19 protein-coding genes are annotated in these 26,274 nt (G+C 51.1%); 8 read left to right on the top strand and 11 right to left on the bottom strand.

Annotated features, from left to right (window positions below):
* The first annotated feature begins 112 nt into the window (after window positions 1-112).
* The gene (locus tag ACYVK4_RS24300; RefSeq protein ID WP_461130163.1) at window positions 113-2,902 is read left to right on the top strand and encodes a 2-oxoglutarate dehydrogenase E1 component; all 2,790 of its coding nucleotides are present in this window, start codon (window positions 113-115) and stop codon (window positions 2,900-2,902) included.
* A 105-nt stretch (window positions 2,903-3,007) separates the two neighbouring features.
* Window positions 3,008-4,639 (top strand): 2-oxoglutarate dehydrogenase complex dihydrolipoyllysine-residue succinyltransferase, encoded by a 1,632-nt coding sequence (odhB, locus tag ACYVK4_RS24295; protein WP_461130162.1) that lies wholly within the window; start codon window positions 3,008-3,010, stop codon window positions 4,637-4,639.
* A 227-nt stretch (window positions 4,640-4,866) separates the two neighbouring features.
* Here odhB and gpmI read toward each other — a convergent pair whose 3' ends face one another.
* The 4 genes from gpmI to eno all read right to left on the bottom strand — a co-directional run bounded on the left by gpmI (window position 4,867) and on the right by eno (window position 8,824).
* Window positions 4,867-6,444 carry a 2,3-bisphosphoglycerate-independent phosphoglycerate mutase gene (gene gpmI / locus ACYVK4_RS24290; protein WP_461130161.1) on the bottom strand — a complete coding sequence of 526 codons (1,578 nt, stop codon included), beginning with the start codon at window positions 6,442-6,444 and terminating at the stop codon, window positions 4,867-4,869.
* 60 nt (window positions 6,445-6,504) lie between these two features.
* Complete coding sequence (locus ACYVK4_RS24285; protein ID WP_461130160.1) at window positions 6,505-7,038, bottom strand: low molecular weight protein-tyrosine-phosphatase; 534 nt, start codon at window positions 7,036-7,038, stop codon at window positions 6,505-6,507.
* Window positions 7,039-7,131: 93 nt separating this feature from the next.
* Window positions 7,132-7,443 (bottom strand): septum formation initiator family protein, encoded by a 312-nt coding sequence (locus ACYVK4_RS24280; protein ID WP_461130159.1) that lies wholly within the window; start codon window positions 7,441-7,443, stop codon window positions 7,132-7,134.
* A 100-nt stretch (window positions 7,444-7,543) separates the two neighbouring features.
* Window positions 7,544-8,824, bottom strand: a complete 1,281-nt coding sequence (gene eno, locus ACYVK4_RS24275) for a phosphopyruvate hydratase (protein WP_461130158.1) — start codon at window positions 8,822-8,824, stop codon at window positions 7,544-7,546.
* 259 nt (window positions 8,825-9,083) lie between these two features.
* Here eno and ACYVK4_RS24270 point away from each other — a divergent pair, with 259 nt between their 5' ends.
* The 3 genes from ACYVK4_RS24270 (at window position 9,084) to ACYVK4_RS24260 (ending at window position 11,501) form a co-directional block, all read left to right on the top strand.
* The gene (locus ACYVK4_RS24270; RefSeq protein WP_461130157.1) at window positions 9,084-9,593 is read left to right on the top strand and encodes a hypothetical protein; all 510 of its coding nucleotides are present in this window, start codon (window positions 9,084-9,086) and stop codon (window positions 9,591-9,593) included.
* 173 nt (window positions 9,594-9,766) lie between these two features.
* Window positions 9,767-10,861 (top strand): recombinase RecA, encoded by a 1,095-nt coding sequence (recA, locus tag ACYVK4_RS24265; protein WP_461130156.1) that lies wholly within the window; start codon window positions 9,767-9,769, stop codon window positions 10,859-10,861.
* A 445-nt stretch (window positions 10,862-11,306) separates the two neighbouring features.
* Window positions 11,307-11,501, top strand: coding sequence for a hypothetical protein (locus ACYVK4_RS24260; protein ID WP_461130155.1), 195 nt, complete (start codon window positions 11,307-11,309; stop codon window positions 11,499-11,501).
* A 56-nt stretch (window positions 11,502-11,557) separates the two neighbouring features.
* Here the strand turns inward: ACYVK4_RS24260 and ACYVK4_RS24255 are convergent, their stop codons facing one another.
* The 5 genes from ACYVK4_RS24255 to uvrA all read right to left on the bottom strand — a co-directional run bounded on the left by ACYVK4_RS24255 (window position 11,558) and on the right by uvrA (window position 18,468).
* Window positions 11,558-12,844, bottom strand: coding sequence for a citrate synthase (locus ACYVK4_RS24255; protein WP_461130154.1), 1,287 nt, complete (start codon window positions 12,842-12,844; stop codon window positions 11,558-11,560).
* Window positions 12,845-13,100: 256 nt separating this feature from the next.
* On the bottom strand, window positions 13,101-14,393 hold the full coding sequence (locus ACYVK4_RS24250) for a metal-dependent hydrolase family protein (RefSeq protein ID WP_461130153.1): 1,293 nt from the start codon (window positions 14,391-14,393) through the stop codon (window positions 13,101-13,103).
* Window positions 14,380-15,024 carry a transposase gene (locus ACYVK4_RS24245; protein ID WP_461130152.1) on the bottom strand — a complete coding sequence of 215 codons (645 nt, stop codon included), beginning with the start codon at window positions 15,022-15,024 and terminating at the stop codon, window positions 14,380-14,382. Before ACYVK4_RS24245 ends, ACYVK4_RS24250 begins: the two co-directional genes overlap by 14 nt.
* 89 nt (window positions 15,025-15,113) lie before the next feature.
* Window positions 15,114-15,506: a hypothetical protein gene (locus tag ACYVK4_RS24240; protein WP_461130151.1), complete on the bottom strand. Its 393-nt coding sequence runs from the start codon at window positions 15,504-15,506 to the stop codon at window positions 15,114-15,116.
* A 55-nt stretch (window positions 15,507-15,561) separates the two neighbouring features.
* Window positions 15,562-18,468, bottom strand: coding sequence for an excinuclease ABC subunit UvrA (gene uvrA, locus ACYVK4_RS24235; RefSeq protein WP_461130150.1), 2,907 nt, complete (start codon window positions 18,466-18,468; stop codon window positions 15,562-15,564).
* Window positions 18,469-18,655: 187 nt separating this feature from the next.
* Between uvrA and ACYVK4_RS24230 the strand changes: the two genes are divergently transcribed.
* From ACYVK4_RS24230 to ACYVK4_RS24220, 3 genes are all read left to right on the top strand, one after another.
* On the top strand, window positions 18,656-19,426 hold the full coding sequence (locus tag ACYVK4_RS24230) for an HNH endonuclease (protein WP_461130149.1): 771 nt from the start codon (window positions 18,656-18,658) through the stop codon (window positions 19,424-19,426).
* Between the two features lie 285 nt (window positions 19,427-19,711).
* Entirely contained in the window at window positions 19,712-20,761 is a 1,050-nt protein-coding gene (locus ACYVK4_RS24225) for a ribonucleotide-diphosphate reductase subunit beta (protein WP_461130148.1), read from the top strand.
* A 224-nt stretch (window positions 20,762-20,985) separates the two neighbouring features.
* Window positions 20,986-24,144: a TonB-dependent receptor gene (locus tag ACYVK4_RS24220; protein WP_461130147.1), complete on the top strand. Its 3,159-nt coding sequence runs from the start codon at window positions 20,986-20,988 to the stop codon at window positions 24,142-24,144.
* Between the two features lie 169 nt (window positions 24,145-24,313).
* Here ACYVK4_RS24220 and ACYVK4_RS24215 read toward each other — a convergent pair whose 3' ends face one another.
* Together ACYVK4_RS24215 and ACYVK4_RS24210 are read right to left on the bottom strand one after the other, a co-directional pair.
* Entirely contained in the window at window positions 24,314-25,150 is an 837-nt protein-coding gene (locus ACYVK4_RS24215) for an FkbM family methyltransferase (protein WP_461130146.1), read from the bottom strand.
* A 112-nt stretch (window positions 25,151-25,262) separates the two neighbouring features.
* The gene (locus tag ACYVK4_RS24210; protein ID WP_461130145.1) at window positions 25,263-26,216 is read right to left on the bottom strand and encodes a glycosyltransferase; all 954 of its coding nucleotides are present in this window, start codon (window positions 26,214-26,216) and stop codon (window positions 25,263-25,265) included.
* Window positions 26,217-26,274: the final 58 nt, after the last annotated feature.

The following is a 26,274-nucleotide window of genomic DNA, read 5'->3' as shown; positions in this document are numbered from 1 at the left end:
TAATCTGGAAGGGTTGTTGTTAACAATCAGTTGAATAAAAACAAAAATTTTGCGATTAAGTGTTTGGCCGAAACGCTACCTTTGCGGCTCATAACAACGACGCGCCCCCGTCATGGATCAGTTTTCATATATCGCCAATTCCGACGCGGCTTACGTAGACCAACTGTATCAGTCTTTTAAACAAGACCCACAGACAGTTGACGAAAGCTGGCAGCAATTTTTTAAAGGGTTCGAGTTTTCACTCACCTACGGTGAAAAAACCAACGGAAACCACCCGGCCGAAGCCGAAAAATCGAATGGCGTCGCGGCCAATGGTGCCGCCAATGGCCAGGCTACAGCGACGAAACCGGTAGACGCCAGCCACGCTGAAAAGGAAGTTTCTGTTGCCAGTTTGATCAAGGCCTATCGGTCACGTGGTCACCTGCTGGCCAAAACAAACCCGCTTAGAGAACGTAAAGATCGCCAGCCCCGCGTCGATCTGCCCGACTATGCCCTGTCAGAAGCTGATCTGGACACGGTATTTGAGTCTGGCAAATTGCTGGGTATTGGACCCGCTACGCTCCGTGTTATTATGGAGTCGCTGCGTAAGATTTACGCGGGCGAGATCGGATTCGAATACATGTACATCCGGGAACTGGATGTGAAGAACTGGCTCCGGAACAAGATCGAGAAAGAAGCGCTTGTTTTCATGCCTACGCTGGATGAGAAAAAGCGTATTCTCGAAAAACTGAACGAAGCAACGGTTTTCGAAAACTTCCTTGCTACCAAATATCTGGGGCAGAAGCGTTTCTCGCTCGAAGGCGGTGAAGTGACCATCCCGGCTCTCGATACCATCATCAGCCAGGCAGCCGATATGGGCGTTGAAGAGGTGATGATCGGTATGGCTCACCGCGGACGTCTGAACGTGCTGGCCAATATCCTGGGTAAATCGTACGAGTCGATCTTCGATGGTTTCGAAGGCAACGTGCCCGAGCAGGTGCATGGCGATGGCGACGTTAAGTACCACCTGGGCTATTCGAGCCTGACCGAAACTAAATCGGGCAAGCAGATCAGCGTCAAATTAGCGCCCAACCCATCGCACCTGGAAGCCGTTAACCCGGTGGTAGAAGGCTTTGTGCGGGCGCAGGCGGACGAAGAATACAAAGGCGATTTCACGAAGATCATGCCTATCCTGATTCACGGCGATGCCGCTGTGGCTGGTCAGGGTATTGTATACGAAGTAACACAGATGGCGAAACTGGCGGGTTATACCACCGGTGGTACCGTCCATTTTGTGATTAACAACCAGATTGGTTTTACGACCGATTTTGAGGATGCCCGCTCGTCGATCTATTGTTCCGACATTGCCAAGATCATTGACGCGCCTATTTTCCACGTCAACGGCGACGATCCGGAAGCGGTTATCTTCTGTGCAAAACTAGCCGTTGAGTTCCGGGAGAAATTCAACCGGGATGTGTTTATCGACATGGTTTGCTACCGTCGCTACGGCCACAACGAAGCCGATGAGCCGAAATTTACGCAGCCAACGATGTACAACATCATCGACAAGCACCAGAACCCCCGCGAGATCTACAAAGAACTGCTTGTGAAGCGGGGCGATGTGGATGCCGAGCTGGCGCAGCGTATGGATACGGAGTTCAAGAAGCAATTGCAGGACCGGCTCGACCGCGTAAAGCAAAAGGCTGAAATTCCGTACAAACCGCTTCGGCTTGACCGTGACTGGTCTGAACTTCGGTTCAGCGAGCCGCAGGATTTCGAGAAATCGCCCGAAACGGGTGTTTCAGCCGAGGTGTTGCAAACCATCGGTCAGGCACTGGTTAAAATACCGGAAGGATTTAAGCCGCTGAAGCAGATCGATAAGCTGCTGAAAGACCGGCAGGCCATGCTCACCGACACGAAGATGGTGAACTGGGGAACGGCCGAGTTGCTGGCGTATGGTTCATTGCTGCTCGAAGGCCGACCCGTTCGGTTGAGTGGTCAGGATGTTCAGCGGGGTACGTTCTCGCACCGTCACGCTGTCCTTCATGACTCGGAAACGAACCAGTCCTACTCGTCCCTCGACTTTATTCAGGACGGTCAGCAGAAATTTCAGGTTTATAATTCCTTGCTGTCGGAGTATGGCGTACTTGGTTTTGAGTATGGCTATGCGATGGCGAACCCACACGCGCTAGTGATCTGGGAAGCGCAGTTTGGCGATTTCTCCAACGGTGCCCAGTTAATTATCGACCAGTTCATTGCCGCTGGGGAGTCGAAGTGGGGTATTCAGAATGGCGTGACCATGCTGCTTCCTCATGGCTACGAAGGCCAGGGGCCGGAACACTCCAACGCCCGGCCTGAGCGCTACCTGCAATTGTACGCAGACTACAACATGGTTATTGCGAACGTGACAACGCCCGCCAACCTGTTCCACATCATGCGTCGGCAGTTGGTCTGGGGCTTCCGCAAGCCGCTGGCGATCATGTCGCCGAAGTCATTGCTTCGTCATCCAAAATGCATTTCTCCCCTGGAAGACCTAACGAAAGGATCATTCCAGGAAATCCTTGACGATACCTACGCCGACGCGAAGAAGGTAAAACGCGTGTTGCTGTGCACGGGTAAGGTCTATTACGACCTGCTCGAGAAACAGCAGACCGACCAGCGCGACGATGTGGCTATTGTTCGTCTGGAGCAGCTGGCCCCGCTATCGAAAACTCAGCTGAACGCGGTGTTGTCGAAGTACAAGAAAGCCGAGCTTTTCTGGGTACAGGAAGAACCCGAGAACATGGGATACTGGACATACCTGCTGCGTATTGGCTTGAATTTGCCAGTCATTTCGCGCAAAGCTGCGGCTTCACCCGCTACCGGTTACCCCAAAATACACACTCAGGAACAAGCCGACATCGTTCGGAGAGCGTTTGAATAAAAAATAGTCGGTAAGTCAGTAAGTTAGTAGGTCAATAAGTGCTGCCGCCTTCATGACTTGTTCACTTACTGACTTATCGACTTACTGACTTACCGACTAATTATTATGGCCGTTGACATGAAAATCCCTCCCGTGGGGGAATCCATTACCGAAGTAACCGTTGGCACCTGGTACAAGAAAGAAGGTGATCACGTAAAGATGGACGATGTACTTTGCGGACTTGACTCCGATAAGGCTACGTTCGAATTAACGGCCGAGGCCGATGGTATTCTGCACATTCTGGCCCAGGAAGGTGATGTTTTACCGATTGGAGCCAGTATTTGTAAGATTGACGATGGTGGCAGCGCCCCAAGCCCTGCACCCGCAGCCGAGCCCGCCAAAGCAGCCCCTGCGGCAGCGGCTCCCGCTCCCCAACAGGCGGCTCCTGCCGCCCAGTCGGTAGCGGAACCGGCACAGGCTCCCGTCGCGCAGGCCGCGTCGAGTGTTATTGAAATGAAAGTTCCAGCCGTTGGCGAGTCGGTTACTGAAGTAACGATTGCCTCCTGGAGCAAGAAAGACGGCGATCAGGTGGCTCTCGACGAGGTCCTTTGCGAACTCGAATCCGATAAAGCTACGTTCGAGCTGCCAGCCGAAGCCGCCGGGATACTCCGTATTGTGGCCGAAGCGGGCGAAACGCTGCCCATTGGCGCGCTGATCGCTAAAATTGAAGTGGGTGCGGCTGCTGCTGCCCCCGCCAGTGCTCCGGCTCCCCAGCCAGCCAACAGCGCACCAGCACCCGAAGCGGCTTCCAATGGTCAGAATGGTACCAGCTATGCGGCTCATTACCCATCGCCGGCTGCCGCTAAAATTCTGGACGAAAAAGGCATTAGTGCCCAACAGGTTCAGGGAACTGGCGTTGGCGGTCGCCTGACGAAGGAAGATGCCCTGAAAGCGTCGCCTGCTCCGGCTGCTCCAACACCAGCTCCGGCTCCTCAGCCAGCGGCCGCTAAACCAGCCGCTCCGGCACCGGCTCCAGCAGCTCCATCCGTACCGGGCAGCCGTAACCAGCGCCGGGAAAAAATGACTTCCCTGCGTCGGACCATTGCCCGCCGTCTGGTAGCGGTTAAAAATGAAACGGCGATGCTGACTACCTTCAACGAGGTAGATATGAAGCCGATCATGGACCTGCGGAATAAGTTCAAAGACAAATTCAAGGAGAAAAACGGCGTAGGGCTGGGCTTTATGTCTTTCTTCACGAAAGCGGTTTGTATTGCCCTGAAAGATTTTCCGGCCGTGAACGCCCAGATCGACGGCGACCAGATGGTCTTCAACGATTTCTGTGATATTTCGATTGCCGTTTCGTCAGATCGGGGACTGGTTGTACCGGTTATCCGGAATGCCGAACAGTTGAGTTTCGCTCAGATCGAAAAAGAAGTGGTTCGTTTGGCAGGCCTCGCCCGCGAAAACAAGCTGACCATCGAGCAAATGACGGGTGGTACGTTCACGATCACGAACGGCGGCACCTTCGGTTCCATGCTCTCAACGCCGATTATCAACGCCCCTCAGTCAGCCATCCTGGGCATGCACAACATTGTTGAGCGTGCGGTTGTGGTGAACGGCGAGATCGTTATCCGGCCCATCATGTACGTGGCGTTGTCATACGACCACCGCATCATTGACGGTAAAGAATCGGTAAGCTTCCTGGTCCGTGTCAAACAGATCCTGGAAGATCCAACCCGGATTTTATTCGATATGTAATTGACATTGTTTTATAAAAAAAGGCCCCTCCGACATTCGGAGGGGCCTTTTTTTATGTAGCATGGACGGGGCCGCCCGGGTGGTGGTACTCCGTGCTACAAAACGCTTAAATGTGGTGTCGGGTCCTCAGACCCGACACAAGTTGCTGACGCGAGCGTGTCGGGTCTGAGGACCCGACACCACACTTATATAACCTGCCTCGCCCGACCGGGACGGTCGGCATTACACTACTCCGCGATCAAACTCACACCACCCATTTCGGCGGGCTGCGAAATGCCCATCAATTGCAGAATCGTTGGGGCAATATCGGCAAGTTTACCATCTTTCATGGCTGGATGGTAGTCTTTATCGATCAGAATACAAGGCACGAGATTGGTCGTGTGGGCTGTATTCGGCGAACCATCTTCGTTGGTCATGAATTCGGCGTTGCCATGATCAGCAATGATAATGGTCGTATAGCCGTGCGCCAGAGCGGCTTCCGTAACGGCCTGGGCACAGGCGTCGGCGGTTTCAGCGGCTTTTACCACAGCCTCAAATACGCCGGTATGCCCTACCATGTCGGTATTGGCAAAGTTGAGACAGATGAAGTCGGGGACCTCGCTTTCCAGTTCGGGGATAATGGCATCGCGAATGTCGAAAGCGGCCATTTCGGGTTTCTGGTCGTAGGTTTTCACCGGAACGACGGTTTCAACACCATTGGCATCAACAACAGTCATCTCTTTGGGTGATGCGCATAACAGTCGCTTTTCGCCCGCGAACGGCTCCTCTCGGCCACCCGAGAAGAAGAACGTAACGTGCGGATATTTTTCCGTTTCGGCAATCCGGATCTGTTTGCGTCCTGCACCGGCAATCACTTCGCCGATGGTATTTTGTAAGTTGTCTTTATCGAAAATGACCTTTACGCCCGTGAACTCACTGTCGTAGTTGGTCATGGTGATGTAGTTCAATGACAGCTTTTTCATGTCCTGCTCCGGGAAGTCCTTCTGCGTCAGAGCCTGGGTTATTTCGCGGCCCCGGTCGGTGCGGAAGTTGAAGCAGAGCACTACGTCACCTTCTTCAATAACGGCTACGGGCGAGCCGTCGGCCTTTGTTACGATCAGAGGCTTGATGAACTCATCGGTAACACCCGCATCATACGACGCCTGCAGCACGCTGGTAATGTCGGCAGCGGTCACTTTTTCGCCAATGCCTTTTACCATAGCGTCATAAGCGATTTTAACCCGCTCCCAGCGGTTATCGCGGTCCATGGCGTAGTAGCGACCTACAACGCTGGCAATTTGCCCCGTAGTAGCGGCCATGTGCGCCTGAAGATCGGTCAGATAACCGATGCCTCCTTTGGGGTCGGTGTCCCGTCCGTCGGTAAAGGCATGCACAAATACATTGGTCAGGTCGTGTGCCTGTGCAATAGACAGCAAGCCTTTCACGTGTTCGATATGAGCGTGAACACCACCATCCGACACCAGACCGATAAAATGGACGTTTTTGCCGTTGGTTTTGGCATAAGTCAGGGCATCAACCAGCACAGGTTCTTTGTCCAGCGTATGTTCTTCAACAGCTTTATTTACTTTCACCAGATCCTGATACACGACCCGACCGGCACCGAGGTTCATGTGCCCTACCTCGGAGTTCCCCATCTGGCCCGCAGGCAAGCCAACGGCCAATCCGGACGCTTCCAGCCGACTATGTGGATATTTACCATAAAGCGAGTTCATAAACGGCGTATGAGCGGCTTCAATGGCCGATACTTCAGGCTTGAGCGGAATACCCCAGCCGTCGAGAATGATGAGAATGACTTTTTTGTCCATAAGAAATAAAGAGTGAAAGAGCGAAAGAGCAAAAGAGTGAGAAGATGGGCCGAACGGCTTTCACTCTTTCGCTCCGTTCCGGCGTTCCGGTTCGCTCTTTCGCTCATTTAAGTTATGTTGCTGTACTATATAGATAAGGAGCTGGCGGCAGCAACGGAGCGTGATTTGGTATACCTCCTCAAACACTTCGGGGCCTTCATAATACGGGTCCGGCACGTTGGGCTGATCGCTCACGTCCGGGTCGAATTCACGAAGTAAAAAGATAGTATCGTTCGTGTAGAGTCCGGTACTTCGGTAATTGAGCTTTTCGATGGCCTCCAGATTGGTTTCATCCATAGCCACGAAGTAGTCAAATTGAGCCAGATCCTCGCCAATTAAACGGCGGGCACGGTGCGTAAGGGTCAGACCGTGTTCGAGCGCGTTTTCGCGGGTCCGGCGATCCGGGAGCTGTCCAATGTGGAAGGAAGCCGTTCCCGCCGAATCGGCTTGAATCTGTTTCTCCAGGCCAGCTTCGGCCACCAGCATTCGAAACACCCCCTCCGCTACCGGCGACCGGCAGATGTTACCGTAACAAACGAAGAGAACGTTTAGCATAATTCTGACATGAGGACGGGGCCGCCCGCGCGGTGAATAGTGCAGCATGCAGAATAGAGGAACAGTTTTCGGACATCTATTCTACATGCTGCATTATTTCTCCAGCTGTTCATTCTGTTCATTGACGATGACAAAAACGTCTTCGCCGGGCTTTTTCATCAGGTATTTCTCCCTGGCAAATTTCTCGCGAAGGCGGTCATTGCCCAGTACTTCCTGCCGTTCGATCTGTACCGCTTTTATTTTATCCTGATAATACTGTGCTTCACCGTCCAGTTCGCGCAGTTTCCACCAGTTCCGAATCTGGGTTGGCAGATCATTAGCATCAAAAAACGTCATCCAGACCAGCAATACCATGCCGGTGGCGACGTAGAAGTTGCGTCCGTAGCGAAGAAGACGGTTTAGCATAATTTTGTGGTGTCGGGTTCTGGAGCGCCAGCCCGGTCAAACCCGACACTCTTTATCATTGAAAAGTGTCGGGTTCTCAAACCCGACACCACAAAATGTATTAAAATTTAACTCCCGGGAAGTAAGCGGTTTCGCCCAATTCCTCTTCAATGCGGAGAAGCTGGTTGTATTTCGCCATCCGGTCGGAACGCGATGCCGAACCGGTTTTGATTTGACCCGTGTTGAGCGCAACGGCCAGATCGGCGATGGTAGCATCTTCGGTTTCGCCCGAACGGTGCGACATGATGTTCTTGTACGAATTACGCTTCGCCAGATTAACCGTGTCGATCGTTTCGGTCAGTGAACCGATCTGGTTCACCTTCACCAGAATCGCATTGGCAATGCCTTTGTCGATACCTTCCTGAAGGCGCGTCACGTTGGTTACGAACAGGTCGTCGCCCACCAGTTGCACCTTCGTGTCTTTCAGCGCATCGGTATGGGCTTTCCAGCCAGCCCAGTCATCTTCGGCCATACCGTCTTCGATCGACAGGATTGGGTATTTGGTCGCCCAATCTTTCCAGAAGCCCGCCATCTCTGAAGACGTCAGCTTGTCGCCGGTCGATTTTTTGAAGTGATACATACCCGTTTCGGCATTGTAGAACTCCGACGTAGCGGCATCCATCGCGATCCAAACGTCTTCGCCCGGCCGATAGCCTGCTTTTTCGATAGCCTGGATGATGGTTTGAATCGCTTCTTCGTTCGACTTGATGTTGGGGGCAAAACCACCTTCATCGCCTACGTTGGTGGCGAGGCCCATCTTTTTCAATACACCTTTCAGGGTATGGAAAATTTCGGTACCCATGCGCAGCGCATCCGAGAAGCTGGCCGCGTTGGCAGGCATTACCATGAACTCCTGGAAGTCGATGGAGTTATCAGCATGCGAACCGCCGTTCAGGATGTTCATCATCGGCACGGGCAGTGTGTTTGCATTCACGCCACCAATGTAGCGGTATAGAGACAAACCAGCCTCCTGAGCAGCCGCTTTGGAAGCCGCCAGTGAAACGCCCAGAATAGCATTGGCACCTAAACGACCCTTGTTGGGTGTACCGTCCAGCTCCAGCATAATTTTATCGATCATGCTTTGCTCAAAAACCGATATACCAACCAGTTCGGGGAAGATCAACTCGTTTACGTTCGAAACCGCTTTCAGAACGCCTTTACCAACATATACCTTCGGGTCGTCGTCGCGCAGTTCGACAGCCTCGTGGGTACCTGTCGATGCGCCCGATGGCACAGCGGCACGGCCCAGAAAGCCATTTTCAGTGCGGACGTCCACTTCAACAGTCGGATTACCACGGGAATCCAGGATCTGCCGGGCATGAATGCTTTGGATAGTACTCATTGCAAATAATAAGAAGGGTTAACAACGAAATATTTTATCGCTCCGGCGTACCGGTTTGTCGGGTTTTGACTACCAAGCCATTAGACTAGTTAGCTAACCAGCCACAAAGTAACGAAATACAGGGCAAAACTTTAGAAAAGGAATGGGATTGCTGCGTGACTTAATGAATAATTCATTGTCTAGAGGGTCCCTAAACAGAAGTTATCAGAAAATGTTGTCTATTTGTGTGCTCATGATTTGCCACTAAACAACCATATTTATGCGAGGCCTTTTATATTTTCTATTGTTCTTATTAGTCATTTTCGGTGTGTTGTATGCCCTTACGAACTGGAGTTATAGCGATGGCGAACGCGCCGGAACGGTTTCGAAATTCAGCCGACGCGGTTTTGTCTTCAAAACATACGAAGGTGTTCTTAATGTCGGCGGCTTTTCGGGTGAAACCGGTTCGCTTACGCCCCAGTACTTTGATTTCTCAGTAAAAGATGATGCAGTAGCCGCTAAAGTTACGGATGCGGTCAAGACAGGCCAACGCGTGACCCTGCATTACGAAGAGAAGATTCTGAAGTTCCCCTGGAATGGCGAAACGAAATACTACATTACTGATGTCGAAATCGTTGGCCCGCCGGCTCGTCCCTACGGCGACGGTTCTGCTTATCCGGGCTATCAACAGGGGCAGCCTCAGCCCGCTCAACCTCAACAAACACAACCCCAGAACCCACAAACGGCACCCGTTCAGCAGCCCGCTGCCGCCGACTCGACACTGCCGTAAAAGACGCTCCGTTTCGGCTCTATAGTTCACTGGAAATAAGGCAGTTAACTGCCTTATTTTTTAGCCGATCAGATTCGTAAAAAAGAGCCCTAAAAGCCCTAACTATTTTCAAAAGTCGTTTGGTAATCTGCCCGTTTTTGGGTAATTTTATCTGTTTAAACAACCATCCTAACATGGCAAAATCAGATACGGCGCAAGCCACAGCATCTGCTAATGACAGTAAATTAAAAGCACTTCAAACAACCATCGAAAAACTGGATAAAGCCTTTGGTAAAGGCACCGTGATGCGGCTGAGCGAAAGCAAAGTCGTTGACATTCCGGTTATTTCGACTGGTTCACTGGGATTAGATCTAGCCCTTGGCATCGGTGGTATGCCCCGTGGCCGTGTCGTTGAAATCTATGGTCCGGAATCGTCGGGTAAAACGACGCTGACCATGCACTGCATTGCCGAAGCTCAGAAAGCTGGCGGCCTGGCAGCGTTCATCGACGCCGAACACGCCTTCGACCGGGTGTATGCCGAGAAGCTTGGCATTGATACAAAAAATCTGCTTATCTCACAGCCCGACAATGGTGAGCAGGCGCTCGAAATTGCCGAACACCTGATTAGCTCCGGCGCCATCGACATTATTGTTATCGACTCCGTTGCCGCGCTGGTTCCCAAAGCCGAGATCGAAGGCGAAATGGGCGAAAGCAAAATGGGTCTGCAAGCTCGTCTGATGTCGCAGGCGCTGCGGAAACTGACCGGTACGATCAACAAAACCGGTTGCTGCTGTATTTTCATTAACCAGCTGCGCGAAAAGATCGGCGTTATGTTCGGTAACCCCGAAACAACGACCGGTGGTAACGCCCTGAAATTCTACGCATCGGTTCGTCTGGATATTCGTCGTATCGGTCAGATCAAAGAAGGTGCGGATAATATCGTCGGTAACCGTACGAAGGTGAAGGTCGTTAAGAACAAACTGGCCGCACCTTTTAAAGTCGTTGAGTTCGACATCATGTACGGTCAGGGTATCTCTAAAGTTGGCGAAATCCTCGACTTAGCCGTTGAAATGGAAATCGTGAAGAAATCAGGTTCCTGGTTCTCGTACGGCACCAGCCGTCTGGCCCAGGGTCGCGACGCCGTTAAAGAACTGCTTCTCGATAACCCCGAATTGATGGGCGAAATCGAAGGCAAGATCCGCGCGAAGATCGCCGACGATCAGGATGCCCTCCTCGACCCCGTTCTGGCCGCTACGGCTGACGACGACGAAGGCGAAATCGACGATTAATCATTCTTTTTGTAGTACCGACCGTCCCGGTCGGGTGTGGATTCAGGCTACGTTTGTCTGTTTTCACACCTGACCGGGACGCTCGTTTTGGGTCCGGCTTACCTTCCAAACACCGCAGTAGCATAGCTAACGTGAATAATGGGTTGATTAGCTTAAAATCTAGCTTATACGCAGTTATCACCCACGTTATGTTATGCATCAATTAGATCAAAAAGATATAACCACAGAGGCACAAAGAACACAGAGGTTGATCAGGAAACTTTATTCCCTGATCAACCTCTGTGTTCTTTGTGCCTCTGTGGTTAAATCTTTTTGATCTAGCCTGGATTCTGATCTTCAGTTAAACGAATGCTAACCTGCATTTAGCCATTATTCACGTTAGCTAGTAGCCGATTCTTTACATTTCTGGAACAATGAACGAATCGACCTCAATGCTTACTGCGGTATGCCTAATCATGTACATGCCGTCTTTACGCTCATTACCGAGACAAGCAACTCGGGAAAGGCAAACATACTTAAACAACTAATGCCCTCAATTAAACGCTACACGGCGCATGACGCTAATAAGATTCTACATCTAAGTGGTACCGACCGGGACGGACGGCACTACAATAAAAACGACCGGCCCGGTTGGGTGTGAAACAGACAGATCTGAACACACACCCAACCGGGCCGACGCTCGGTACAATAATACTATTACCGCTGCTCAATTGGAACAAACTCCCGCAGGGTAGAACCGGTGTAAATCTGCCGTGGACGACCGATAGGCTCTTTCGTTTCGCGCATTTCTTTCCACTGGGCGATCCAGCCCGGCAAACGACCGATGGCGAACATCACCGTAAACATGTTCGTTGGGATACCGAGGGCACGGTAGATGATACCCGAATAGAAATCGACGTTCGGGTACAGCTTGCGCGATACGAAGTACTCATCGTTCAGCGCGGCTTCTTCCAGACCTTTCGCAATTTCGAGGATTGGGTCGTTTACACCCAGCTTCGCCAGCACATCGTCGGCTGCTTTTTTGATGATCTTGGCCCGTGGGTCAAAGTTCTTATACACCCGGTGGCCGAAACCGAACAGACGGAAGCCCGTTGTTTTCGCGTTTTTGGCCATTTCTACATATTTCGACACATCGCCACCATCGGCCTTGATGTTTTCGAGCATTTCAATGACCTCCTGGTTTGCGCCACCATGCAGCGGGCCCCACAAAGCACTGATACCTGCCGAAATAGACGAGTACAGGTTTGCCTGCGACGAACCAACCAGACGCACCGTTGACGTTGAGCAGTTTTGCTCGTGGTCGGCGTGGAGAATGAGCAGCACGTTCAAGGCTTCGGCAACGACCGGATCAACTTTATAGTCCTCAACGGGCAGCGCGAACATCATATTCAGGAAGTTCGGGATGTAGTCGAGATTATTTTTCGGGTAGTTGGTTGGGTGGCCCATCGACCGCTTGTAGGACCAGGTGGCAATGGTTGGCAACTTGGCCAGCAGCCGGATAATGTGTAAGTCGGTCTTATCCTCTTCTTTGCCGTTTTCCAGTTCAGGATAGAAAGCGCTCATGGCACTCACCATCGATGCCAGAACGCCCATAGGGTGCGCATTGACCGGAAACCCGTTAAAGATAGTCCGCATACCTTCATTGACCAGCGTATGCCGACGAATGCCGTCTTCGAAGGTATCGTACTGCTCCTTGGTGGGCAGTTCACCGTAAATCAGCAGATAGGCAACTTCCAGAAACGATGCCTTGGCGGCCAGCTCTTCAATAGAATACCCTCGGTATTGCAGAATGCCCAGCTCACCGTCCAGAAACGTGATGGCACTTTTAGTGGCACCGGTGTTTTTATAACCACGGTCTAAGGTAACGTAGCCAGTCTGATCACGAAGGTTCGAGATGTCGAAGGCTTTTTCATGTTCGGTTCCCTCTAATGTTGGAAATGAATACGTTTTACCATCGACGGTTAATTCAGCGGAGTTTGCCATACAGAAATTTAGGGTAGAGTAATCAGAGTTAATGAATTAGGCTTTTTAAGCATCGGGACATATTTCATGCGGCAAATTCCGTCTGACGAACCAGTTACACCTGCAAAAAACAGGTGTAGCGACAATCGGGCAAACTCACCGCACCGAATCGGCGAAATTAGTCCAAAAACCCAAACGACAGATGAAATTGTCTAAAAAAAGCCATGTTACGTTTGTATTAACAGGTAACCTCAGGAATTTGCAATAAGTTTGCCGGTCAACGCTTCGAAAAAACGCCCCCTTTCATAACCATCTGAACGCGTTGCACATCCGCGATTGTTTTTGTTGGATCGCCCTGTACGGCCACCAGATCAGCCAGCAAACCCGGACGAATCCGGCCTCGATCGGCCAATTTGAACACGTCGGCGTTTATGGATGTCACCGAGCGCATCACATCGAGCGGTTTCATTCCGTATTCAACCATCAGCACGAGTTCGCGGGCGTTGTCGCCGTGGCTGAAAACGCCCACATCGCCCCCGGCGCAAATAGTAACACCGGCGGCCAATGCCTGTTTGAAAATCTCCCGCTTTTGTTTGAGTCGTTCGGGTTCGGGATCCTGTCCTTTTTTCCAGCCCCGATACTGGCTAATGGCATCACCAGCCGCCAGCGTTGGGCAAAGGGCCGTTCCATTCTGTTTCATGAGGGCAAATATTTCGGGGGTTCCGGCGTCGCCGTGTTCAACAGTTTCGCAACCGCCCAGAATAGCCCGACGCATTCCCTCTGCGGTACTGGCATGGGCCACTACGCCCCGACCGCTGCTTCTGGCCGTTTCGACGATGAGTTTTATCTCCTCCAGCGTATACGTTGGACGGGCTTCGGCCATAAGACCCCAGCGGTAATCGGCATAGATCTTTATGGCATCGGCCCCTTTGCCAATCTGCCGCCGAACGGCCTGAATCAGGGCGTCGTGACCGTCGGCTTCCTCAGCGCCCTGCGGCACGTCGATATCCGGACTGAATCCTTTGGGGGCATAACTTCCGGTAGCGATGAGCGCCCGCGTCACGATCATCATGCGCGGACCGGGAATAATGCCTTTATTGATTGCCTGCTTCAAACCGACATCATCATAATCGGCCCCTTCAGTACCGAGATCGCGCACGGTGGTAAAACCCGCTTCCAGTGTTTTTTTAGCATGAACCGTAGCGCGCGCCACCCGCAGCGAGCGGGCTTCTTTCAGCACCTGATCATCCCAGGGCGTTTCGTTGTAGGGGTGCAGCAACAAATGCGAGTGCCCTTCAATAAGTCCGGGCGTTAGGGTAGTCCCTTTCAGATCAACTACCGCAGCGCCCGTTGCCGAAACACTGTTGGCCGGGCCGACGGCGTCAATTTTATCGTCTTTCACCCGTACCACCCAGCCTTCGTGCATGGTTTCGCCGTCGAAGACCCGGTCGGGGCGGAGGAGGTATACTGTCTGGGCCAGGCTCTGGCTTGGCCCTATTAGCACAAATGAAAATAAGCCAAGGCCAAGCCAGAGCCTGGTCCAGACAGCGTAAAGATTACTCGAAATCATTGTATTCAGGTTTTATGTATGTCCATTGCCAATCTTGCCAGCGGTCGCACAAGCCAGCTTTCACGGGGTTTTGTAGAACGTATTGTACGATTCGGTGTAGTTCGTGGCGATCGCGCACCAGGCGATCGTAATTCTTATCGGACCAAAATGGGCCTGTTCTTTGAAGAATTTGATTACACTGCCTCCCCGAAAAACTTTTAACACTTTGTAAAACGCTCTTTAATGACTGAGTCTTCTTTCCTGGTTCATTGTCAAAAAGGGTGAAAACAACATGAATGTGATTCGACATGAGTGTATAAGCAATCAAATCGTAAGATTTATCATGCCAATAGAGAAGGCTGTTGGAAACAGTCTCTGCTACTGAATCCATAGTAAGCCACTTCGGGCCATAATCTGCTTTGTCTAATAGACTCTCGTATTCAGCGAAATATACCTTTTCGAGACGGTCTAACTCGCTAGATGAATACCCTTGTTGCGATATTATCTGTTGTTTTCGCAGAGCGTACTGTTCAGCTAATCGTATTTTTTCAACTTGTGGCATTGAGCCTGCCAGACGAGTCGTAACAAAGAAGGTCCCTCCAAGAGGCTGAAGATGCGGTAATCCTTTGTACCAATACAAGTCGCTATGCATAGATGTCCGGGCCAAGCTCCGGCTTGGCCGTGTAAATAGAAATTTAAATATATATGGCCAAGCCAGAGCTTGGCCCGGACATATACTACTTACCGCAACCGCCGGAGCAGCCCCTCGCCGAACACCAGCACAATGAGGCCGGGCAGCAGAATAGCCCCGGCTCGGAAGCCCGCACCGGTTAGTTTATAGATGCCCGTGTTGTATTGGGTAAAACTCTGAAACAGGTAATAAACCGATGCGGCCAGCAGGGCGACCATAATCCCCAACGCTACCGACTTGCTCAATTGCCCAACGGCCCAGCTGATCAGCAAAGACAAACCAACCACCACCCCGACGGTTCCCAGGGCTTTAGGGAACGTTTCGAGATAGGTGTAGTCAAAAAAGAACACCCCAGCCTTGCCGATCAGGTTGGGGTGCGCCAGGAGCCAGCCGTCCAGAACGACCAGCACCAGGAGTAAAACATAAAAAAATGGGTTACGCATGAATCTAGTTTCACAGGTTGTAAGTACCGGCGAAGATACTGGATTTTGCGATTTCTTATCCCGCCAATTCTATCTTCAAGAACTTGCCGGTATAGCTCCCTTTCACCTCGGCTACCTTTTCAGGAGGGCCTTCGGCGATGATATAGCCACCTTTGTTACCGCCCTCCGGACCAAGGTCGATGAGGTGATCCGACACTTTGATGACGTCCAGATTATGTTCAATAATTAATACCGTATTTCCCTTGTCGGCGAGTTTATTCAGCACGTCGAGCAGGTGAGCGATGTCCTGAAAGTGCAGCCCCGTGGTGGGTTCGTCCAGAATATAGAGCGTTTTGCCGGTATCTTTTTTGGACAGCTCTTCGGCGAGTTTCACCCGTTGTGCTTCTCCTCCCGAAAGGGTCGTAGCGTGCTGACCGAGGGTGATGTAACCCAGGCCCACATCGTTCAGCGTCGTTACTTTCCGCAGGATTTTGGGCTGGCTCGCAAAGAAGTCCAGCGCCTGCTCAACGGTCATGTCGAGCACATCGGCAATGGACTTGCCTTTGAACCGGACTTCCAGCGTTTCGCGGTTGAAGCGCTTGCCTTTACAGGTTTCGCACATGACGTGAACATCGGGCAGAAACTCCATTTCGATCTTCTTCATGCCCGCACCTTCGCAATCTTCACAGCGGCCTCCTTTCACGTTGAATGAGAACCGACCGGGTTTATAGCCCCGGATTTTCGCTTCGGGTAACTCGGCAAACAGGGTTCTGATTTCCGAGAACATGCCCGTATACGTGGCCGGGTTCGACCGGGGGGTGCGGCCAATGGGTGACTGATCGACCTCGATCACTTTGTCCAGATGCTCCAGCCCTTCCACCGTTTTGAACGGCAACGGCTCGCGCTTCGACCGGAAAAAGTGGCGGTTCAGGACGGGGAACAAGGTTTCGTGAATCAATGACGATTTACCGCTGCCTGACACACCCGTGATGGTCACCATTCGGCCAAGCGGCAGGCGGAGGGTCACGTTCTTGAGGTTATGCCCCGTTGCGTTTTTAATAACGAGGAATTTACCATTTCCTTTCCGGCGCTCTTTCGGAACGTCAATGGCGCGTCGGCCGCTTAGGTAATCAGCGGTGGTGCTGCTGCCCCCTACACCGATGTACTTATTTTGGAGAAACTCGGCGGGTGTTCCCTGATTAACCACCTGCCCGCCATGCCGCCCGGCACCGGGACCAATATCGAGGATAAAGTCCGATTCGAGCATCATGTCCTTGTCGTGTTCAACGACCAGAACGGTATTACCCAGGTCGCGCAGGTTCTTGAGCGAGTCGATCAGTTTGACGTTGTCGCGCTGGTGCAGACCAATACTGGGCTCATCCATGATGTAGAGCACACCTACCAGCTGCGTCCCGATCTGGGTCGCCAGCCGGATTCGCTGCGCTTCGCCACCCGACAGCGTCCGCAAGGGCCGGTCCAGCGTCAGGTAGTCGAGACCAATGTCGAGCAGGAAGCCGATACGCTTCCGGATTTCTTTCAGAATTTCTTTGCCGATCACATTCTGGCGGTTGGTCATCCGGTCTTCGACCCCGTCGAACCAGGCCGTCAACTCCGAAATGTCCATGCGGGCCAGTTCGGAAATGTTTTTCTCGTCGATCTTGAAGAAGAGTGATTCTTTTTTTAATCGCGCCCCATGACACTCCGGGCAGGACTTTATCACCATAAAATCCTTGAGCCATTCCTGAATTTTGTCGGTGCTGTTTTCCTGCTGCCGTTTCAGGAAGTTGACAATACCTTCGAACTTGAAGCTGTAATAATCCTCGCCCACGTACTTTTTCGACGGGACGGTGGCTTCCTCTTCCGTACCGTACATGAGGGCATGCATCAGGTCGTCGGGAAACTTGCTTACGGGCGAAGTCAGGTTCAGTTTGTATTTTTTGAGAATCGCTTCGATCTCCTTGAATATCCACAACTCGCGGTATTCACCCAGTGGCGCTATGGCGCCCCGGCTAATACTCAGCGACTTATCCGGAATAACTGATTCTTCCGTTATCTCTTCAATAACGCCCAATCCATTACAAACCGGACAGGCTCCGTAAGGCGAGTTGAACGAAAACGAGTTCGGCGAGGGTTCGTCATAGCTAATGCCCGATTCGGGGTCCATCAGGTTTTGCGAGAAATACACCAGTTTGCCATCGGCGTCCAGCATCTGCATAGCGCCTTTCCCCTGCTTCATGGCCGTTTGAATCGACTGGCTGAGCCGGTACCGGTCGTCTACTTTGGGAACGAGTCGGTCAATAACGATTTCGATGTCGTGAATTTTGTACCGGTCCAGCTGCATCTTCGGCGCAATGTCCTGCACCACGCCATCTACCCGCACTTTGGTGTAGCCCGTTTTGGCGATCTGCACGAACAGTTCGCGGTAGTGGCCTTTCCGGCTTCGGATAATGGGAGCCAGCAGGGTGATCTTTTTCCCTTCGTATTGCTCCAGAATGGTGTCGATGATCTGGTCCTGCGACTGCCGCTCCATCTTCCGACCCGTTACGTATGAATACGCTTCGCCCGCGCGGGCATAGAGCAGGCGCAGAAAGTCATAGATTTCGGTGGTCGTGCCCACCGTAGAGCGGGGGTTTTTGGAGGTCGTTTTCTGTTCGATGGAAATTACCGGACTCAACCCGTTGATCTTGTCGACGTCGGGCCGCTCCATATCGCCGATAAACGAGCGGGCATAAGCCGAAAAGCTCTCCATATATCGGCGTTGCCCTTCGGCATAAATGGTATCGAAAGCCAGCGACGACTTGCCGCTTCCGCTGATACCCGTTACCACCACCAGCTTGTTGCGGGGAATAACGACGTCGATGTTTTTAAGATTATGTTCACGGGCACCCAGCACTTCAATCTGGTCGTAGCCTGTCAGGTCTATATCAGTCAGACCGGCCTGGCGCTCGGTCGTTTTTTCTTCTGTCACGTTCGGTTGGCTCATTCTAAACAACAACGTAAAACCAGCGGGGGTAGTTTCCGGGAAATGTAGAGACGCAACTCTTTGCGTGTCTTGGCCGGATGGTTTTTTACACGTCCAAGTAAGCTACTACAATAAGGGCTGACGCACGGAGACGCGAAGGCCGGGCCGCCGATGTGGTCTCGTCTCTATAAATGCACTATTTTCGTGCATGGCAAGGACTGACCTTTGGACGCGCAGAGAATTAATCGTCGTTTTCAATTTATACTTAAAACTCCCCTTTGGAAAATTAGATAAACGAACAAAAGAGGTTCAGGAACTGGCCCAACTAATAGGACGCACTGACAACGCGGTTTCTATGCGACTCAACAACTTTGCTCATGTTGATCCGTATCATCAACAACGTGGAATTGTCGGTTTAGTTAATGGAAGAAAGCAAGTCGAGCCGATCTGGAATGAGTTTATTAACAACCAACAAGGGTTAGTTTTTGAGAGTGAGCAAATTCTGGCTGAATACAAACACGAAACCATAGAGGAAGCCTATCCAGAAATCGAGTTCGACCTTAAGGACCTGAAAGGCGAAATGAAAACCCGTTTCGTGAAAACCCGCGTAAACCAAAGTGTTTTCAGGCAAATGATTTTGAAAACGTACGATAATCGGTGTGCCATTTCGGGAATTGATTTGCCTGAGTTACTGGTTGCCGGCCATATAGTCCCTTGGGCTGAAAATGAGCATGAACGACTCAATCCTGAAAATGGCCTATGCCTGTCGCACCTTTATGATAGAGCCTACGAAAAAGGGTTGATTTGTATTGACACCGACTACAAACTATTGCTATCAAAGCAATTGAAAGGGCACACAACAAAAGCGTTCTATCAGCAGTTTTTCGGACGGTTCGAGCATCAGCCAATCCGAATCCCAAAATCGTACCAACCGAAGAAAGAATTCTTAGAATATAGATTAGAGCGATTTGATCGTTAAAAGCTCTCTTACTATACACCATCACTTCATAATCTTCTGTTCTATGCTGTCTTCAGACCAACACTGAACTATTCCAAGAACTTCCGCACGCCCCGAAAACATCACTCGTTAACTATCAGCACATTACGACGTTTCATCATTTATATCCTGCCAGTTATATTACCTGTTGGGCTTGCAGAAGCGGGCAGAAAGCCTAATTTTGTTAATCTGATTTTCATCGCTTAGATAGACGCTCAGCCTATTCGCCCGGTTGAACATTTACATAAAACAACGCATTCCAGATTCATGGTACAGACTGATGTAATTGAACCGATTTTAGAAGAAGACAAAGGCCGCTTTGTACTGTTCCCCATCAAACACTGGGACATTTGGGAATACTATAAAACCCACGAAGCATCGTTCTGGACCGCCGAAGAGATCGACCTCGGCCAGGACATGAAAGACTGGAACAGCCTTAACGACGGCGAACGCCACTTCATTTCGCACGTGCTGGCGTTCTTTGCCGCGTCGGACGGGATTGTGAATGAAAACCTGGCCGTCAACTTCCTGTCGGAGGTGCAGTATGCCGAAGCGAAATGCTTCTATGGTTTTCAGGTGATGATGGAGAATATCCACTCCGAAACCTACTCGCTGCTGATCGATACCTACATCAAAGACCCAGCCGAAAAAGACCGGCTCCTGAACGCGATCGACACCATCCCGTGCGTACAGAAAAAAGCCGAATGGGCGCTGCGCTGGATCGACAACGGTTCGTTTGCCGAGCGGCTGATTGCGTTTGCCGTAGTTGAAGGGATTTTCTTCTCGGGGTCGTTCTGCTCCATTTACTGGCTCAAAAAGCGGGGTATGATGCCCGGCCTGACGTTCTCGAACGAGCTGATCTCCCGCGATGAAGGCTTGCACCGCGATTTCGCCTGCATGCTGTATACCGACCACATTGTCAACAAACTACCCGAATCGGAGATTTACGACATCATTCGGAATGCGGTTGAAATTGAGCAGGAGTTCGTGGCCGATGCACTGCCCGTATCGCTCATTGGCATGAACGCCGAGTTGATGAAGCAATACATTGCCTTCGTAGCCGATCACCTGCTGGTGACGCTGGGTCTGCGGAAAATATACAACGTGGCGAATCCGTTCGATTTCATGGATATGATCTCGCTACAGGGCAAAACCAATTTCTTTGAGAAGCGGGTTGGCGAATACCAGCGGGGCGAAGTTATGTCGAAGTTCAAAGCGATGAAAGCCGCTTCGTTACAGCCTCAGGATGCCGAGAACCCGGCTCCCGTTGCCGTGGCGGAAGAGCCAAAAGGCATTACGTTCGACGCTGATTTTTAATTAAATTACCTGCTGGCAAACGGGCAGACAACACGTGATAAAACCACGTATTGTCTGCCCGTTTTTTTTGGCTTAAACAATCATCAATTAAACGAGTAGAACAATACCGTAAATTTATGTTCCTGTTAAATTGTACTCCTGTTTTATTCAAAGTAAGATAATATACACATCACACCCAGGAAATATTGCGTAGAGACCTTTGAGGGCACAAAATACCCTAGCAAATGGTCAACTTCTCAAAGTTAATTTTTGTACTTTTCTTATTTATAGTTTACTCCTCTAAGGCCCAGACCAACCTGGCGGGCATCTCAGGGAAGGTAATTGATCAGGATGGCAAACCCCTGGAGATGGCTACCGTCCAGATCAAAAATGAATCCACCGGTTTCAAGGCCAATACCGTCTCTAACGAAAAAGGTGAGTTTCGCTTAAAGGAATTACCGCTGGGCGCACCTTATTCCATTACGGTTCAGTTTATCGGGATGGCAACGCAGTCTCAGACCGGATTCGCCCTCAACCAGGGCGACCTGTTGCAGGTATCCTTCAAAATGGTCGAAAGTTCGCAGCAACTGGAAACGGTCGTCATTTCGTCGACGTCTCTGACCAATAAGATCGAAAACATTGGTACGGCAACGGCGATTACGGCCAAAGACATCAACCGACTGCCGGTAAACGGCCGTAACTTCTCGACCCTGGCCGACCTTTCGCCCCTGAGCACCGGCAATAGTCTGGGCGGACAGCTGGGTTCGGCGACCAATTTTACGATCGATGGTATGGCGGCTCGCAGTACCATTGCCGGTGGACAACCTACCGGAGCGTACTCGATTACGATGGAGGCCGTCCGGGAGTTTCAGGTGGTGACCAACCAGTACGACGTTACCTACGGAAACGCCGGTGGGGGTACCATCAGTACCGTAACCAAGTCGGGCACCAACAAGCTGAGCGGCAGTGCCTTCACGTTCCTGCGTACCAACTGGCTGTCGAGCCCGTACGGCTTGAATCAGCAAAAAAGAAACCTTCCTTTTAACACGGCTCAATATGGCTTTTCGCTGGGCGGTCCGATCATTAAAGACAAACTGCACTTTTTTGTCGCCTGGGACCGTCAGGCCAGCACTCAACCGCTGTTGATCGCTCCGATTCAATCGACCGCCGATGCGCTGCGTTATAATGTAACTCAGGCTACACAAGACAAGTTTCTGGGTATTGCCCGGAGCAAATATGGCGTGGGCAGTGCTCCTCAATTTGGCCAGTTCACCCGTTTCAAGAACACACAGGCCCTTTTTGCCCGTATTGACTGGCAGATCAACGCCAAAAACCTCCTGACCATCCGGGACAACTACATCTATGATCTGGATAACCAGTCGGATGGGGATAATACGGCCATCAACATGTATGAGGTGTACAGCACCCGCAAGAGTTCCAACAACAGCTTGCTGGCCTCGCTGCGGACAACCATCAATGCCAAGGTGACCAATGAGTTGAAACTTCAGCATTTTTGGGAGTACAACAAGATGTACGCCAACCCACAGCTACCGGAGGACAACATCCCGCGGGCAACGGTGGCCAATGTGGCCTCTGTAAACCCAACGGATTCGACCAAAACGTTATTCACGAGTATTCAGTTAGGTGGCCAGCGCTACGGCGGTGACTATTTCAATAACAACCTGGTTCAGCTGGTTGATAACCTGTATGTGAATACCAACAAGTTTAACTTCACCTTTGGCGCTGGTTTGACATTCAGCAACCAGAACTCCATTTACGGAAGTGAGACCAACGGCCGTTTCTGGTATACGGGCCTGGATGCGTTTAACAACCTGACTCCGTATCGGTTCACGCGGGATGTGTATTTGAGCAACACCCCCAATGTTAAGTTCAACGTGCTTATTCCCTCCGTCTATGCACAGGCGCAAACGACCGTGGCACCGGGCCTGAACGTAACGGGTGGTATCCGGATCGATTATACGGACTACCTGACCAAACCAAATTTTAACCAGACGGTATTTAACACGCTGGGTCTACGCACCGACAACAAGCTGGCTACCCTTCAGATACAGCCCCGTGTCCAGCTTACCTGGGATGTTCGGCAGGATGGGAAAGACATTGTTCGCTTAGGGGGTGGCATTCTGGGCTCGGCCCTGAATCCGTATTCGATGATCAACAACATGCTGTTTGACGGTAGCCACATTGCCAGCATCGACGTAACGGGCAATCTGGTGCCAACGCCGAACTTCCCTGCTTATCGCGCCAACCCGGCTGCGGCACCGGGCCTGGACCTGGTCAACAACCCCAATGTACCGAAACTCTACACCATCAATATGAATGGCAAGGATGCTAAAGTCCCAACTGTTTATAAAGTCAATGGGTCGTACAGCCACTTCTTCAGCCCCAATTTCAGAATGAGCATTGCGGGGTATATGTCGTTTGCCCGGAACAACTACACGTATATCGACAAGAACATGGTCGATCAGCCTTTCTTTACGTTATCGCAGGAAGGCAACCGACCCGTTTATGTTCCGGCTGCCTCCATCTTAACGTCGAATGGTTCGCAGAACTGGATTTTAGGCCGCAAGACGACCGAAGTGGGGCGCGTGCTGCAGCTGGAAAGTCTGGGTAAAGTGAATCAGGCTGCCGTTGTGGTAGATGCCAACTACCGGTATTTCAGGGATGGCGAAATTGCGGCCTCCTACACCTGGAACCAGACAAAGGACAACACGTCCTATAACGGAAACGTAGCCAATACCGCAACGCTGGTTCAGTACACGGCCGGCGACCCGCGCGTATTGAATCAGATGAATTACTCCGACAACCAGTTCCGGACCAAAGTCGTTGTTTATGGGAACACACCTACGTTCCACGGATTTAACCTGGGTTTCCGCTTTTCGGGCTTGAGCGGCACGCGTTATTCGATGATTGTGAACGGCAACATCAACGGCGATTTTGTGGAAACGAACGATCTGGCGTTTGTGTATGACCCAAACAGCCCCGAAACACCACAGTACTTACGCGACGGGATCAATGCCATTCTGAACAACCCGAACGTCGAGCAAAGTGCGAAAGACTACATCCGGAATAGCTTCGGTAAGGTTGCCGAGCGGAATGGCGGAGTGAATCCATTCTACGGAACGGTTGATCTGCGCCTGACCTATAAAGTTAAAACGTTTAAGAAACAGTACCTCGAACTATCCGGCGACCTGTTCAATACGGCCAACCTGATCAATAAAGCATGGGGTGTTAACCACGCCCTGGGAGCCACTACGCTATTGTCGAGAGCGGGCTTCGATCCGGTTACCAACAACTATAAATACGCCGTCAATACCAACGCGGGTGTCTCGGGCCTGAGTGGCAATCCCTACCAATTCCAGTTGGGTGCCCGATACGGATTTTAAGCAGCCTATCAGAAAACCAATAGACGAGCTTTCTGATAATAAACTAACTACTCATGAACAACCGGAAGGGGACCCAATTTGGGTCCCCTTCCGGTTGTTACAGCGACTTGCACTTCGGGCATTTAAATTTCGTTCTACGATTCTCGTTTTCAGAAACGAATCCGACTAATCAGACAGCCTCGTTAGGCGTTGCGTAGAAGTTGAAGTTCTTCCACCGAATCATATCCTGAGCTGACAGTTTTATTATTTCGGTATTCTCGTCGAAATCTCCGAAGTAATACAATGTGTAGTTATGGTCAGCAACGAGATTATACAAGTCAACGCGCTCTTCCAGTGTAGCCTCGCTAAAACATTCGGCAATGATGGTGGGCTTGTATGTATCGATCAATGACGAAATGGACCGCAGCACATCTATATCGTGTCCCTCCACGTCAACCTTGATCAGGGATAATTTAGGCAGATAGGTTTTGTAATACTGGTTCAGGTACTGGGTGAGGTTGACACCTCTCACTTTTTTTTCCAGCTTGAACTTCCCGTGCTGCACCGCTTCGGCAATGCTGGCCGACACGCCCCCATTTCCAAACGATGCCTCTGAGGAGGAATAGAAAAAATCACCTTCTGCTTCAGTAACCGCATAGGCAAGCGGAACGATGTTGGTGATGTCTTTATTCAGCTGCGCATTGGCATCCAGAATTTCATGCGTTGTTGGGTTGGGCTCAAAGGCCAGCGTTAGTCCGGCTTTCCCCACGGCTATAGCCATGGGCACGGTGGTATCGCCAATGTTAGCGCCCACGTCAATGCTGAAGCTATCCGGTATAGCAAATCGCCGAAAGAAGTTTATCTCTGCCTGAGTAATGGTTTTAGGCGGAATCAGCGGATTCTTCCAATTGGCAAACTGTACCTTCCCTTCTTTTGCCAGTTGAAACGAGTCGATCTCATACGGGTACTTGGCGGTAACACGACGAGCCTTTTTTCTGGCAAAGGACTCTTTTAAGTACTTAAACATACGGGCAGGTTTTAATCTTTAAATGAGCTTAGGACCTGCAAGTTTACTAAAATAATACTACTCCTACGTGCTTTACTTATATAGTCACCAAAACGGCTGATCAAAATCTATGTTACTGTTTATTAATCGTTTGGCGGTAACGTAAGCTCTCACGCATGGGGCTACCCCGCCATATAAACCCGGCCAGTTGGCCATAGATCGGGTTGCGCCGAAACTTCCGGCCATTTTTGATGAAGTAATACGCCCGGAACAAAGCCCGCGCCGGCCAGGCGTGGTATTTTCTGAAGTAATGAAACAGCGATATGTAATACTCCTTCTCTATGTCGTAGTTACGCGTGGTGCTTTGCCCGGTAAAATGAACATACTCGGCCTGCGGTACCAGATATGACTTGAAGCCCTGCCTTAGCAGACGTGTGGCTAAATCTTCCTCTTCCACGTACAGGAAATGGGCAACATCGAAGCCACCAAGTAAGTTGAAGGCCGATGCCCGCACAAACAGCGTGCTCCCCATCACAAAAGGGACTTGTACCGGCTCGGTATACACCTGCCGCACGTTGGGATACTGTTGCGGATTCAGCATTCGCACAAATCCATGACCCAGTATTTTGCTGCCCAGGGTAGGCAGATAGCCAAACGTTATCTGCCGCGAGCCATCGCCCGCAAACATCTGCGCCCCGCACAAACCGGCATCGGGCGTGGCCTCCATGAAAGCGGTCAGCTGCGTGCAAACATCCGTTCGCAACACACAGTCGTTGTTCAAAAAATAATAGTAATCAGCGGCCGGGTCGGCAAACTGGACACCCAGCATATTCCCCCCGGAAAAACCAAGGTTGATGCGGCTTCGAATGAGTTGTATGGAAAGGCCGGGATGCCGGGCTGGGTTGGCAATGGGTGTCAGCGCTTCGTAATCATCCGGCCGGGAGTTGTTATCAACAATAACGATTTCATAAGCAACACCGCCCTGCGCTACCGGGGCCGTTTTGGCAACAATGGAATCAACACAGTCGTACGTAAACTGGTGGGAATTGTAATTGATCAGAATAATGGAAACTTTTCGAGGGGTCATGTAGCAAAAGTAGCGCGGCTGGGAGACCGCGATGGTATATATAAATGAATCGCGACTG

It is taken from the genome of Spirosoma aerophilum (assembly GCF_054782495.1).
Note: the sequence above shows the minus strand (reverse complement) of the source record. Positions and strands in the feature narration are given on the sequence as shown.